The sequence below is a fragment of the Halosolutus sp. YCN4 genome (assembly GCF_059736495.1).
Window position 1 is genome coordinate 649149 of record NZ_JCASSM010000002.1, and the last position, 13560, is coordinate 662708.

Annotated in this window: 12 protein-coding genes; 8 read left to right on the forward strand and 4 right to left on the reverse strand. The window is 64.7% G+C overall.

Features of this window, described 5'->3' with window-relative positions:
• Nucleotides 1-357: 357 nt before the first annotated feature.
• The 8 genes from AC6I6X_RS09495 (at nucleotide 358) to AC6I6X_RS09530 (ending at nucleotide 9693) form a co-directional block, all read left to right on the forward strand.
• The gene (locus AC6I6X_RS09495; protein WP_497930264.1) at nucleotides 358-1128 is read left to right on the forward strand and encodes an SDR family NAD(P)-dependent oxidoreductase; all 771 of its coding nucleotides are present in this window, start codon (nucleotides 358-360) and stop codon (nucleotides 1126-1128) included.
• 86 nt (nucleotides 1129-1214) lie between these two features.
• The gene (locus tag AC6I6X_RS09500) at nucleotides 1215-1976 is read left to right on the forward strand and encodes a class I adenylate-forming enzyme family protein (protein ID WP_497930265.1); all 762 of its coding nucleotides are present in this window, start codon (nucleotides 1215-1217) and stop codon (nucleotides 1974-1976) included.
• Between the two features lie 42 nt (nucleotides 1977-2018).
• Nucleotides 2019-3311, forward strand: coding sequence for an MFS transporter (locus AC6I6X_RS09505; RefSeq protein ID WP_497930266.1), 1293 nt, complete (start codon nucleotides 2019-2021; stop codon nucleotides 3309-3311).
• Nucleotides 3312-3430: 119 nt separating this feature from the next.
• Nucleotides 3431-4960, forward strand: a complete 1530-nt coding sequence (locus tag AC6I6X_RS09510; protein ID WP_497930267.1) for a molybdopterin-dependent oxidoreductase — start codon at nucleotides 3431-3433, stop codon at nucleotides 4958-4960.
• Nucleotides 4961-5283: 323 nt separating this feature from the next.
• The gene (locus tag AC6I6X_RS09515; RefSeq protein WP_497930268.1) at nucleotides 5284-6636 is read left to right on the forward strand and encodes an ABC transporter substrate-binding protein; all 1353 of its coding nucleotides are present in this window, start codon (nucleotides 5284-5286) and stop codon (nucleotides 6634-6636) included.
• 105 nt (nucleotides 6637-6741) lie between these two features.
• Nucleotides 6742-7695 carry a carbohydrate ABC transporter permease gene (locus AC6I6X_RS09520; RefSeq protein WP_497930269.1) on the forward strand — a complete coding sequence of 318 codons (954 nt, stop codon included), beginning with the start codon at nucleotides 6742-6744 and terminating at the stop codon, nucleotides 7693-7695.
• The gene (locus tag AC6I6X_RS09525) at nucleotides 7692-8564 is read left to right on the forward strand and encodes a carbohydrate ABC transporter permease (RefSeq protein WP_497930271.1); all 873 of its coding nucleotides are present in this window, start codon (nucleotides 7692-7694) and stop codon (nucleotides 8562-8564) included. The genes AC6I6X_RS09520 and AC6I6X_RS09525 overlap by 4 nt, the downstream gene beginning before the upstream one ends.
• Nucleotides 8565-8607: 43 nt before the next feature.
• Nucleotides 8608-9693, forward strand: coding sequence for an ABC transporter ATP-binding protein (locus AC6I6X_RS09530; RefSeq protein WP_497930272.1), 1086 nt, complete (start codon nucleotides 8608-8610; stop codon nucleotides 9691-9693).
• A gap of 29 nt (nucleotides 9694-9722) precedes the next feature.
• Here the strand turns inward: AC6I6X_RS09530 and AC6I6X_RS09535 are convergent, their stop codons facing one another.
• The 4 genes from AC6I6X_RS09535 to AC6I6X_RS09550 all read right to left on the reverse strand — a co-directional run bounded on the left by AC6I6X_RS09535 (nucleotide 9723) and on the right by AC6I6X_RS09550 (nucleotide 13425).
• Nucleotides 9723-10298 (reverse strand): RDD family protein, encoded by a 576-nt coding sequence (locus tag AC6I6X_RS09535; protein WP_497930273.1) that lies wholly within the window; start codon nucleotides 10296-10298, stop codon nucleotides 9723-9725.
• Nucleotides 10299-10393: 95 nt separating this feature from the next.
• Complete coding sequence (locus AC6I6X_RS09540; RefSeq protein WP_497930274.1) at nucleotides 10394-10675, reverse strand: hypothetical protein; 282 nt, start codon at nucleotides 10673-10675, stop codon at nucleotides 10394-10396.
• A gap of 178 nt (nucleotides 10676-10853) precedes the next feature.
• Nucleotides 10854-12104: an acyl-CoA dehydrogenase family protein gene (locus tag AC6I6X_RS09545; protein WP_497930275.1), complete on the reverse strand. Its 1251-nt coding sequence runs from the start codon at nucleotides 12102-12104 to the stop codon at nucleotides 10854-10856.
• A gap of 172 nt (nucleotides 12105-12276) precedes the next feature.
• Nucleotides 12277-13425 carry a thiolase family protein gene (locus tag AC6I6X_RS09550; RefSeq protein WP_497930276.1) on the reverse strand — a complete coding sequence of 383 codons (1149 nt, stop codon included), beginning with the start codon at nucleotides 13423-13425 and terminating at the stop codon, nucleotides 12277-12279.
• Between the last annotated feature and the right edge of the window lie 135 nt (nucleotides 13426-13560).

The window sequence follows — 13560 nt, forward strand, 5'->3', positions numbered from 1 at the left end:
GACGCGCTGCGTTCCGGGTCCGTGTTGTCCGCGTCTCATTGCCACTACGGTTTGCGTACGACTGACATAACAGTACCCTCTCGAATCCCAGTTACGGCGGGCCGATGCCGACGAGCGATCTGCTCACGCTGCCACCGAGAGACGTCCGCGGCCTCCCTGCAGGCCTGCGAAAATACCCCGACAGTGCCCCTCTCGATACCGTTTCGTGCCGCGCACCACGATATGGTTCGACACACGGGGGCCGTCGAACAGCTTATATCGGCGGTCGATGAACCCATACACGATCATGCTTGTGACTGTCATGCGTGGATTGAGAGAACGGTCAGTAGAACAGACTCGCCTCGCGGAGGGTGATCGATGACGACCAAACAGTTCAGCGTCGAGGAGACGACTGCGATCGTCACCGGGTCATCGAGTGGTATCGGGAAGACGATCGTCGAACGGTTCGCCGGCGATGGGGCCAACGTCGTCGTCACGTCTCGAGAGACAGAGAACGTCGAACCGGTCGCCAACGCCATCAACGAGAGCGAGCGACCGGGTGAGGCGCTGGCTGTCGAATGCGACGTCACTGATCGCGACGCCGTCCAGCGCCTCGTTGACGTGACCGTCGACGAGTTCGACGGGCTCGATATTCTGATCAACAATGCCGGCGCGAGCTTTCAGGCCCCGCCGGCCGAAATCAGCGAGAACGGCTGGAAGACCATCGTCGACATCAACTTGCACGGCACCTTCCACTGCTCGCAGATCGCCGGCGAGTACATGCGCGAGCACGGTGGCGGCCGGATCGTCAACTTCGCCAGCGTCGCGGGCACCCGGGGATCGAAGACGATGAGCCACTACGGCGCCGCCAAAGCCGGCGTCATCAACTTCACCACCTCCGTCGCGGCCGACTGGGCCGAGGACGACATCTGGGTCAACTGCATCGCGCCCGGTCTCGTGGCGACCGAGGGGGTCCGCACCCAGATGGGCGTCGAAGACGACGCGGACGAGATCGCCCGGACGACTCCGGATCGCACGATCGGCAAACCCGAGGAGGTCGCCGACCTCGCGCAGTTCCTCGCCAGCCCCGCCGCCTCGTACATGGTCGGCGAGACGGTCACGATCAAGGGAGTTCCGCGCCTCGAGTAGGCCCGATCCGAACATGTGAACCGACGTACGTTCCCTGTTACCACCACCCGTATATTTTTCAGGTGGAACGACAATTCACGGACAACATGGAGCTCGATATCGCCTCCGCGCAGACACTGTTGGAGCCACCATACGATGGGAACGTCGCTCGACTGCTGGAGCGAGCGGTCGCGGAGCAGCCCGACGCTACCGCCATCGAACACGCCGGCGAGACGATCACCTACCGCGAGTTCGGCGACCGCGTCGCTCGCTTCGCGACCGGCCTTCGGGAACTCGGCCTCGAGCCGGGCGACCGGGTCGGCGTCCCGCTCTCGGAGGGGTACGGGCTGACAGAGACGACCGCGACGTCCCACACGATCCGGTGGTCCTCGCTCGGAAACAGGCCCGGCAGCGTCGGGCAACCCGTCGGCCACACCCGCTCGAAGGTCGTCGACGAGGACGGCACCGAGGTCGGCTACCTTCGCACCGGCGACATCGGGACCCGGGACGCGGACGACTACTACTACATCAGGGGCCGGGAGAAGGAAATGATCCTGACCGCGGGGTACAACGTCTACCCGCGAGAGATCGAAGACCTGCTTTACGAACACCCGGCCATCCCCGAGGCGGCGGTCTTCGGCCTCCCCGACGACCGACGGGGCGAGACCGTCGTCGCCGCGATCACGCCGAAACCGGGTGCGGACCTGACCGAGGACGACGTCGAGGCGTACGTGCTCGACGAACTCGCGCCCTACAAACACCCGCGGGTCGTCGAGATTCGTTCCGAACTCCCGAAGACGAGGAGCGGGAAGATCCGCAAGACGGCGTTACGGGACGAACTCCTCGAGGAACGCGGCATCGAATCGTGAGCCACTTGCACGCGAGCGCTCGAATCGGTGACTATCGCCCGAATGTCTGACCAGCCACCCTATTCGACGGCCGAGATACGGACCATCGCGCTCGCGGTCATCGCCGGCGTCTTCTTCGGCGGGGTGGCGACGGGCGTCGCCTTCCCGACGCTACCCCTGCTCGACGAGACGCTGGCCATCTCGGCGATCATGTTGAGCCTGATCCTCTCGGCCAATCGGATCGCGCGGCTGTTCATGAACACGCCGGCGGGAACGATCATCGACCGGATCGGGTCGCGCAAGCCGATGATCTTCGGGCTGTTCACGCAGGCGCTGGCTCCCTTCGGGTACATTGTCGGCCTCTACACCCCCGCGATCGACCTGGGGGTCGCGCCACTGATCGGCGCGGTGTCCCTCCCCGGTATCGTCTTCGTCCTGGCACGGCTGTTCTGGGGCGTCGGCAGCGCGTTCGTCTTCATCGGGGCGTTCGCGACGATCACACACGTGACGACGGCCGACAACCGCGGTCGATGGGTCGGCTACATGCGCGGCGGGCAGTCCCTCGGCTTTCCGACCGGGCTCGTCGTGGGGGGTATCCTGACCGACATCGCCAGCATGGAGTCGGCCTTTCTCACCGCTGGCGTGCTCGCGCTGATCGCCGGCACCGTCGCCACGCTCGTCCTGCCGGACGTCCACGGCGGTGCCGAGGGCCGTGCCGCGAAGCTCCGAGAAGTGCCCTCGCTGCTCGCCGGCAATCCCACCGTCGTCCTGATCGGCTACGGCAATTTCACCGTCCGACTCCTCTGGGGCGGCATCGTCCTCTCGACGCTGGCCCGCTACGCCAGCGAGTACGGGCTTGAGCTCTCGATCCTCGGTGCGGCTGGCATCAGCGGTATCGTGATGGGACTCGGCGTGCTCACCTCGGGATCGATGACGGTCGTCACCGGCTGGGTGTCGGACATGGTCGACGACCGGACGCTGCTGACCGTTCCCGCGTTTTTGGCGATGGGTACGGGCTTCCTGATCATCGCCTACGTGCCGACGATCGAGGCGCTGCTCGGGGCGATCGTGCTCGTCGGCGGCGGGATGGGCGCCGCCGCGCCGTCGCTGCTCGCGATCATGGGAGATCTCACGCCCGGCGACGAACTCGGCCGAATGGGCGGGGTCTACCAGGTGATGGGCGACGTCGGGCTCAGCCTCGGTCCGCTCGTCGCGATTCCGGCGGTCGATCTCTGGTTCGGCTACCGCACGACGTACGTGCTCTGTGCCGTGCTCGTCTTGAGTTGCCTGACGATCGTCTCGCTCCCGCTGTTGCGGAACCCCGAGGTCTCGAGGGCGGGCGTGAAAGCGGACTAGCGGTCGGAGGAACCATCAGTCGACTGACGGGTCAATCCGATCGCCGGCGAAGAATCACGGGGCGCGACCGGGCGGCGTTTGGGGAAGCTTTGATAGCCGCCGACGCCTATTGTCATACAATGACTCGCATACGGGGGACGGCGGCCCGCGTCCGTCCGTGGCTCCCCGCGGTCGTCGTGGCGCTGGCCGCGGGACTCGCCGCCGTGGGGGGATCATATCTCTCCGTCGGCCGACGGCCGGCCTTCGTCGCGACGCCGATCGACAGAGTCGTCGTCACGGTCAGCCCCGAGGCGCTCGTAACGTTCGCGATCACCGAGCTCGGGACGTTCGGTCACCTGCTGGCGTTCCTGACGGCCATCGCACTCACGTGCGTCCTCTTCGGACTGGTTGCGTTGCCCGGCGTGGTACTCCTTCGGGGCGGCGGCCCAGTTTCCGGCGTGTCGTCTCTCCAGGGTGGCAGGCCCACCGCCGGCGTACTCGTCGGAGCGGCGCTACCGGGTGCGGTCGCGTTCGGATTGACGGGGTCGCCGGTGTCGAGTACCGGCACCGCCGCGGGGGCCGGTCTCGTCTTGCTGGCGATGGCCGGAACGGCCGAACTCGTCGCCGGTGAGGACGCAGCGCTCGGCCGGCGGCGCGTCCTCGGGGCCGTCGGATCGGCGATCGGCGTGAGCGTGCTCGGACTCTTCGTTCGCGGCACCGGCGAGGAACCGTTCCCGTCGGACCTCGAGATCCCCGAGGACGCCCGACCCGAGGTTCGAGAGTTACTCACGCTGGCGGAAGACCGGTCGTTCGCCGTCGACGGGCTCGAGCCGCTGGTGAGCACGGACTTCTACGAGGTCGACATCGCCAACGTGAATCCCGACGTCGACCGCGCGGAGTGGACGCTCTCGATCACGGGCGCCGTCGAGGAGGAGGCGGAGTACGACGCTGCGGCCATCGAGGACGTGGCTCTCGAGGACCGGTTCGTCACGCTCCGGTGCGTTGGCGATCGGCTCAACGGCCGGCAGATGGACACCGCCCTCTGGAGCGGCGTGCCGGTCCGACGGCTTCTTGAGGCGGCGAACCCCGACGGCGACCGCGTCGTCCTGCACGGGGCCGACGGCTACTACAACGAGTTCCCGCTCGAGGCGCTGTGGCCGGGGCTGTTGGCGTATCGAATGAACGGTCGCCCGCTGCCGCGAGCCCACGGGGCTCCGCTTCGCGCGCTCGTCCCGGGCCACTGGGGCGAGATCAACGTGAAGTGGCTCACCGAGATCGAGGTTCGCGACGAGGACACCATGGGTTACTGGGAGTACCGCGGTTGGCACGGCACGGGCCCGGTCGAGACGGTCGCGAAGCTCTGGCAGGTCAACCGTCTCGGCGGCGGCCGCTTCGAGGTCGCCGGCCACGCGTACGCCGGTACCAGGGGCATCGAGGCCGTCGAAGTCTCGACCGACGGCGGCGACACCTGGGTCGAAGCCGAACTGTCCGAGCCGCTTCCGGGCGAGGACGTCTGGCGGCAGTGGCGCCACGAGTACGGAGCGGCCGGGACACACGAGGTGATCGTCCGGGCCCGCGACGGCAACGGGGACCTCCAGATCCCCGAGGAGGACGGTCCGAAACCCGACGGCGCTACGGGCTGGGTTTCGAAAACCGTCGGGCCGCAGTGAGCGCCTGGCCGTCCCCGAGAGACGACCCTGCGCGGACCGAGGCAAGCCGTTCAATTACGGAATCGCCTCCGTCTTCCTCCTCCCTCGACTACGTCTCCGGCCATCGGTGACTTCGACACCAGTGAAAATAGCCGTTAGGGTCGTCTGTCGACCATCTCCCGTCCCTGAAAAAAACGGCAACATTACTGTGGAAAAAACATGAACGTTTATGTGGGTCTGTAGGGATGATAGCAATGGACAAGAGTCCTTGAGTAGAGATGACACGGGACACTATTGACAGGCGTCAGGTGCTTACAGGTGCTGGTGTAGGAATCGCTTCAGCGATGGCAGGCTGCTTGGGTGGTGGTGGTGGCGACGAGGGCGACGGTGAGGTCCACTTCATCACGGACTACTACAACGATTCCTGGGAGGCCCTCTGGGGCGACCTCGAGTCGGAGTTCGAAGACCAGACCGACATCCAGATGAACATCGAGGAGGGCGGAATGTCCGGCACGCAGGAGGGCCGTCTGGCCCAGCTGATCCAGTCGGGAAACCCGCCGGACGCGAACACCTCCACGTTCGACCAGGTGGCCGACATCTGGGTGACCGACCAGCTTGAGCCGGTCAACGACGTGGTCTCGTCGATCGAGGAGGTAAACGGGGAGGTGATGACCGGCGGGGCGTTCCTCGGCGGCGACGACTACTATCAGGTCCCTCACGGCCAGTACATCTCGAACTTCCAGTACCGGGCGGACATCTACGACGATCTCGGGCTGGAGGAACCGGAGACGTTCCAGGACGTCCTCGACAACGCTCGAGCGATCGACGAGTCGGACGAACATGACGCGCGTGGCTACGGCCTGGCGGGGATGCCGACCGGCAAGAGCCAGGACGAGTTCCAGGTCCTCCTGGCGAGCGCCGGCGTCTCGGGACTCGGCGTGCGCTGGAGCGACCCCGAGGCGAGAGACGAACTCGAGGTATACTTCCCCGAAGAGGAGGTGACGACGGTACTGCAGTACATGAAGGACCTCGCCCAGTACTCGCCGGATCCGACCAGCATCGGCTGGGCGGAGTCGCTCGGCGGGTGGGTTCAGGGCCAGTACGCCCAGTGTTACCATCTCAACGCCTGGCCGGTCGGTGTCACCGCACTGACGGCCGAGGCCGAAGACAACGACGCCCTGCGCGGACTGGCCGAGGCGACCCAGGTCAGGGCGTACCCGACCTGGAGCGAGATCGACAAGGAGGAGAACTGGCTCTCCTCCCCGGCCCCCGACGGCTACCATATCTTCGCGAACGCCGAGAACACGTCGGAGGCCAAGGAGTGGTTCGAGTGGCTCTACGCCGACAGCATGGAGCGGACGGTGAGCTTCTACGAGGCGGATCCGGGCCGGTTCCTGCCGACCTACGCCGACGTACTGGATTCCGATGCGTTCCAGAACCAGGGTATCATGGAGGCTCATCCGCACCTGCTCGAGAAGCTCCAGTACGTCCAGGACGAGATCTGGGGCAACCACTACGGCAACGTCGACGAGGCCGACGTTTCCTCGCCCGAGGCGCTGTACATGCAGCGCCAGTGGTTCTACGGCGAGATGGTCAACCGGGTGGTCACCGACTCCGATACCGTCCAGGAGGCCTACGAGTGGGGTCGCGGCCAGCTCGAGGAGGCTCTCGCGGAGGCCAAAGACCAGTTCTCGTAGTCGGTCCCGGCGGAGTCGACTCTTCGTTCGACCGCGTTCGTGCAGGGCGAACCGGGTGTGAATAACCGTGAGATTAACAAGCATAGATGCAGAGGAGACGTGTATATGGCTGGTGAGACCGGAGAAACGATTCGACCTCGCAGGGAGTTCATCCCGTGGGACGATCTCCCCGTGGAGCGGGAGACTATCGTCGGGATCGGGACGGTACTTCCCGTCGTCGTACTGTACTTACTCATCGCGGTGCTTCCGATCGCGTTCGCGTTCTGGGCATCGTTACACAACGTTCACACGCTCAATCCGGTGTGGGAGTGGGCCGGCCTCGCGAACTACCGCGAGGTTCTGAACATTTCCACGTTCTGGGGCTCGCTGTGGCGCGGTATCGTCTACATGGTCGGTAGCACGCTCCTCCAGCTTGCCGTCGGCCTCTGGATGGCGCTCGTGTTGAATCGCGTCACCCGCGGCCAGAAGCTGCTGACCGCGGTGGTCTTCACGGCCTACCTGATCCCGACGATCATCGTCTCGCTGATCGCGCTTCGCGTGTTCGATCCGCAGGGAGGCGTGTTCCAGATGATCGGCGCCGAGTGGCTCAGTCTGTGGGACGTGCGGGAAGCCCCGTTAGGAACGCAGACGTGGGCGATGCCGCTTTTGATCCTAATCGGCAGCTGGAAGTTCTCGGTCTTCATCACGATCTTCACGCTCGCACAGCTGCGAGCGATTCCCAACCGCTTCTACGAGGCGGCGAAGGTCTGCGGCGCGAACCGATGGCAGATGTTCCGGGACATCACGTTCCCGCGCATCATGGGGATCATCCTGGTCGTCGTCTTGCTCCGGTCGATCTTCATGTTCAACAAGTTCGACATCATCTGGCAGCTCACGCAGGGCGGCCCCGGTAACGCGACGACCACGCTCCCCGTGCTCGCTTACAAGACCGTCTACACCGATCAGGCGTACGGACTCGCCAACGCGATCTCCGTCGTCATGTTCCTCTTCCTGTTCGCGGGAGCGATCGCCTACTTCAAACTCTTCAATCCGAGCGACGAGGTAGAAACGACCACATGAGTCAGAGCGAACCACCGGGAGGCATCTTCGGCCTCTCGTACGACTGCGAGACCAGCATCTTCGAGACATTGAAGCTCATCAGCACCGCGATAATCGTGCTCGTCGGAGCCTGGCCGATCTACTGGATCACCCAGCTCGCGTTCACCGAGTACGAGACCGTCGAAGACGCCGTCACGTACTTCCCTACCCCCGACATCTTCACGCTCGGCAATTTCGTCGTCCTGACGCAGCCGAGGATGTACACCTACATCTTCAACACGGTCGTGGTAGCCATCGGGACCATCGTCACCGTCGTCCTCGTCTCCTTGATCGCCGGCTACGGTCTGGCGCGCCTTGAGTTCCCACAGAAGGAGAACTTCGCGCGGGTCCTCCTGATCGGCTACCTCTTCAGCCCCATCGTCATCGGCATCCCGCTCTACCAGATCTGGCGGAGCATCGGGCTGCTCGGTACCCGAATCGGGCTCATCATCGCCCTCTCGGCGATCTCGATGCCCTTCGCGGTGTGGCTGATGTGGAAGTACATCATGACGATTCCGGAGGCCCACGAGGAGGCCGCGTGGGTCGACGGCGCCTCGCGGTGGCGGGGCTTTCGCGACGTCGTCGTCCCCCAGTGTCGACCGGCGATCATCGCCGCGGCCCTGTTCGCTTTCGCGCTCGCCTGGAACGACTTCACGTTCGCGCAGATCCTCCTGCCCCAGACCGACACCACGACGTTCGCTCCCGGCATCCTCCGGGCGATGGGGCAGGCGCAGTTCCTGCCGGACGCCTACCTGATGGCGATCTCGCTCGCTATGACGCTGCCACCGCTGCTGTTCGCCTACTTCATGCAGAGCTACCTGCTGAAGGGGTTCCAGGTCAGAGCGCTCTGAGCGCGCACCGCATTTATAACTAATACACGAGGAACACTAACATATGCCAGACATCGAGATTCAGAATCTGACGAAAGTGTACGAGGAATCGGGCAACAGAATCGTCGCCGTGGACGACGTCGACCTGACCATCGAGGACGGCGAGTTCGTGACGCTCGTCGGTCCCTCGGGCTGTGGCAAGACCACGACGCTGCGCTGCGTCGCGGGATTGAACAAGCCCACGAACGGCACGATCAAGTTCGGCGACCGCGACGTGACGGACAAGCCCGTCCAGGAGCGCAACATCGCGTTGCTCTTCCAAGACATCGCGCTGTACCCGCACATGAGCGTCCAGGAGAACATGGCCTACGGTCTCAAGATCACGGGCTTCTCGCGGGAAGAGCGCATCGTCCGCGTTCAGGAGGCCGCCGAGTTGCTCCAGATCACCGACCAGCTCGAGAAGATGCCCGCCGACCTCTCGGGCGGCCAGCAACAGCGCGTCGCCCTCGGCCGGTCGCTCGTGCGCGATCCGGAGGTGTTCCTGTTCGACGAGCCGATGTCGGACTTAGACGCCAAGCTCAAGGCCGAGTTGCGGCCGGTCATCGAGAAGGTGACCGACGAGATCGGCTGTCCGACGCTGTACGTTACCCACGATCAGGAGGAGGCGATGACGATGTCCGATCGCGTCGCCGTCATCAACGACGGCCGACTCGAGCAGGTCGCCCCGCCGAAGGAGGTGTACGACGAACCGGACTCACAGTTCGTCAGCCAGTTCATCGGCCAGCCGTCGACGCAGTTCTTCGACGGGACCATCAGGGCCGTCAACGGGACCGCCGAGCTGGTGGTCGGCGACTACGAGTACGACCTCGCCCGCGACGGCCTCGAGGGGTGGGCCGGTGACGACGTCCGCGTCGGCCTCAGACCGCAGTACATTCGGGTCAGCAACGATCCCACTGCCGGGATCCCGGCGACGCACCTGCTGGACGAGCCCCTGGGCGATGCGACGCACAGCTTCTTCGACACCGAGTTCGGCGAGGTCGTCGTCGTCACCGATCCGGACTTCGAGGGCAACGGCCAGGAGTACGGGCTCGTCTTCCAGTCGGATTCCATCCAGTTGTTCGACAGCGAGTCCGGGGTCCGGATCGCCTGATACGAGCGGCCGTCTCACCGGTCGTGCGGTCAGTTCTTCCCTGTGTCGTCCGCTCGAGCCGCCGCACTCGTATCGACGTCGCTCGAGGCCGCCACGTCCCGATCCGTCGGTGCCGTCGAGCGGACGACGACCGTCCCGGCGGCAAGGTCGCCGAGGCGACGGCCGTCGGTCACCAGCGCCGACAGCAGTCCGATCACGAGCGGCGGGACGCCGAGGAGATCGACGTACAGGAAGAGGTTCCGCACGGCGCTGGCGCGGTAGGTGCACGGCCGACCGTCAGCCATGACGACAAGCAGGCCGCGATTTACCTTCCCCGGTGTCCGGCCGTAGCGCCACTCGAGGACGAACGAGTAGCTGGCGTAAATCGGCGCGAGGAGGACGATCGACAGGACGATCGCGAACCCCCCGAGGGCCTCGTACGGTCCGCTGAACACCACGCTGAAGCCGTATATCAACGGGAGTTCGATCAAAACGTAACAGACGAACAGATCGATCGCCGCCGCACCGCCGCGGGCGAGCAACACGCTTCGGTCGTCTACAGTCTCCAGTCGGGGTGCCGGTTGCCGCTGGGTCGGCAGGAATCCGTCTAGCTTCCAGTCGATCACGGTGCTATCGTCCCGCCGTTCATGGAAGACTCATTCGGCAGGGTGCACAAAATACCTCCCCCTCGAGCGGCCTCGGTAATCGACCTCAGCACCCGTTACTCCATGCTGATGTCCGTTCGGAGCGTCACGAGGAAGTAGATCAGTAGAAGGAGCGTGATCCCGGCGAACACTTGCGAGTCGATCGACAGATACCCGTCGACCTGATACAGGAGGACGCTGGTAACCGCCAGCACGAGAATGGAACCGGCGGTTCGCCACCGTTCGTAAATATTCTCGACGGTTACCGACAGCGTGGACTGTTCCACCGCGTCCGACGCCTCGCGGATGTTTTTCAGCCCGCCGCCCTCCGATCGCTGAGGTGTGGTATCTCCACTCATATAGTCGCGACATTCCCATCGGAGCGTAAATAACTATGGGTGCCAGTGTCACGGTGTGGCGCCGCCACTCGCTCCGGGGGGCCGCGTCTCGCCCGGTCGGTCCTCGAATCGGGTTCGGATCCGCTCTCGACCGACGGCGACGCGTGAATCAAACGGGAGCCGAGGGGTCGCCTCGATATCAGTCGTCGAGCGCGTCGATGCGAAGGTCCTCGTCGAACCGAAGCACGTCCTGGACCTCGGTTTCGTCGACGTCGTCGAACGCCCAGCGGGCGATCGATCGACGGTGAACCTCGTCGGCCCCGTCGACGATCCGGAACGCGCGCACGTTTTCGTAGAAGTGTGCCAGCGGCAGGTCCTTCCCGATCCCGTTACCGCCACAACACTGGACGGCGAGGTCGATGGTCTCGTTGGTAACGTTCGCCGCGTACATCTTCGCCATCGCGACCTCGATCCGGGCGTCACCCTCGTCGAGTTCGCGGGCCGCGTGCCGGACCATCGTGCGGGCGGCATGCAGGCGCGTCTCGGCGTCGGCGATCCGGTGGCGCAGCGCCTGTTTGTCCTCGAGCGAGGTGCCAAAGCCCTCGCGCTCGCCGAGGTAGGCCTTCGCGATCTCGAGCGAGCGCTGGGCCATTCCGGAGTAGCGCATGCAGTGGGTGAGCCGGCCGCCGCCGAGTCGCATCTGGGCGATCTGAAACCCTTGTCCTTCCTCGCCGATCGTGTTCTCGACGGGAACGCGGACGTTGTCGTACTTGATCTCGGCGTGGCCACCCGTCCGTTCGACGGGGCCGTGGTCACCCAGGTGATCGATGTTTCGCACGACGTTGAGCCCGTCAGCGTCGCTGGGAACGAGGATGATCGAGGTCCCTTCGTAGGGGTGGGCGTCCAGATCCGTCCGGGCCATCACCAGATAGAAGTCGGCGTCCAGGCCGTCGGAGGTCCACCACTTGTGCCCGTTGATGACCCACTCGTCGCCGTCCTTCATCGCAGTCGTCTGGAGCATCTTCGGATCGGAGCCGCCGCCCTGCATCGGCTCGGTCATCGAGAACGCCGAGGAAATCTCACCTTGGACGAGCGGGCGCAGCCACTCCTCTTTCTGCTCCTCGGTGCCGACCATCTCCAACGTGTGCATGTTCCCCTCCTGGGGCGCGTTCGCGCGGATCGAGAGCGCGCCGATAAGGGATCGACCGACCTGCTCGAAGGAGGGCAGCATGTCGCTGAAGTCCAGTCCCTGCCCGCCGTACTCCTCGGGGACCTGCGGCGCGAACAGGTCGCGATCCTTGGCCTGCTCCCAGAGGTCTTCGATCTCGTCGTTCGTGATGTCCTCACCCGTCCTGAGCGCTTCGCGCTCCCGCGGGATCACGACCTCGTCCATGAACGCCTCTACTCGGTTCGCAACTTCTTTCGCTTTCTCGGAATCGTGGTACTCCATATCAATCATGATTGTATACAGCATTGTAAAGCTATAGGTGACAGATCGCATAAATTGGCAACCGATAGCCGTACGATCGGCTGTTCGATCCCGGCCACCGTCCGCCAACCCCAGCGCGTCCGCGCTCCCCTCTCAGTCGCGTTCGCGGGCGTCTCCGCCGGCGTCGACCGGCTCAGACTCGCTCGAGGATCGTCGCGACGCCCTGTCCGAAGCCGATACACATCGTCGACAGCGCGGTCTCCTGTCCGGTTCGCTCGAGTTCGTGGGCCAGTTTCGTCAGGAGCATCGCGCCGGTCGCGCCCAGCGGGTGCCCGTGGGCGATCGCGCCGCCGTTGACGTTGACGTCCTCCCACGACGCACCCGTCTCCTCGAGCCAGGCCCCGACGACCGAGGCGAACGCCTCGTTGACTTCGAACAGGTCGATGTCACTGATGTTCATGTCGGCTTTCTCGAGGACCCCCTCAGTCGCGGGAATCGGCCCCTTCAACATCGTAACGGGGTCGACGCCGACCACTTCGGTCTGGACGATTCGGGCCATGGGCTCCCAGCCGTGTTCTTCGGCCGCCTCCTCGCTCGTAATGAGAAGTGCAGCGGAGCCGTCGACGATCCCGGACGAGTTGCCCGGATGGTGGAACCCGTTGCCCTCCTCGCGGAACGACAGCGGCAGTTCGGAGAGCGTCTCCATGTCGGTGCCCGGACGGGGGTGTTCGTCCTGCTCGACGACGACGTCCTCGCCATCGAGTTCGGTTTCGACCGGCGTGGTCTGGTCGTCGTAGCGGCCCTCGTCCCAGGCCTGCTTCCAGCGGCGCTGGGAGTCGACGGCGATCTCGTCGAGCTCCGTCCGCGTCAGGCCGTACTCCTCGGCGATGCGCTCGGCACCCTCTCCCTGCGTGGTCAGTTCGTCGAAATACTCGAAGTACGTGTCCGTCGGCGCGTCGCCGTCTGATCCCATCGGGACGCGGGTCATGTGCTCGACGCCACCCGCGATGAGCACGTCGTGTTGGCCGGCCATGACGTTCGCCGCGGCGAAGTTGGCCGCCTGCTGGCCCGAGCCACACATCCGGTTGAGCTGGACGCCGGGAACGATATCGCCCCAGCCCGCGACCATCGGTGCGAGCCGGCCGATATTGAGCCCTTGCTCGTCGACGGGCGTTACACAGCCGTAGATCACGTCCTCGATCGTTTCCGGCTCGAACCCGTTGCGCTCTCGGAGCGCCTCGAGCGGTTCTGCGGCCAGATCCTGCGGGTGCGTGTCTCTGAACGAGCCGTCGCGTTTCCCGAACGGCGTACGGACGGCATCGACGATAACTGCGGAACTCATGCTGTACACCTGAGTATTCGGCGATCGGTCATAGAAGTTGTGCATAAATTCGTGAACATCCGTTCTGGGCTCTTTCCGTACCGATCCGGGCCGTCATCGACCGTGATCTCTGTTATCTCCCCACAATCATTAAAT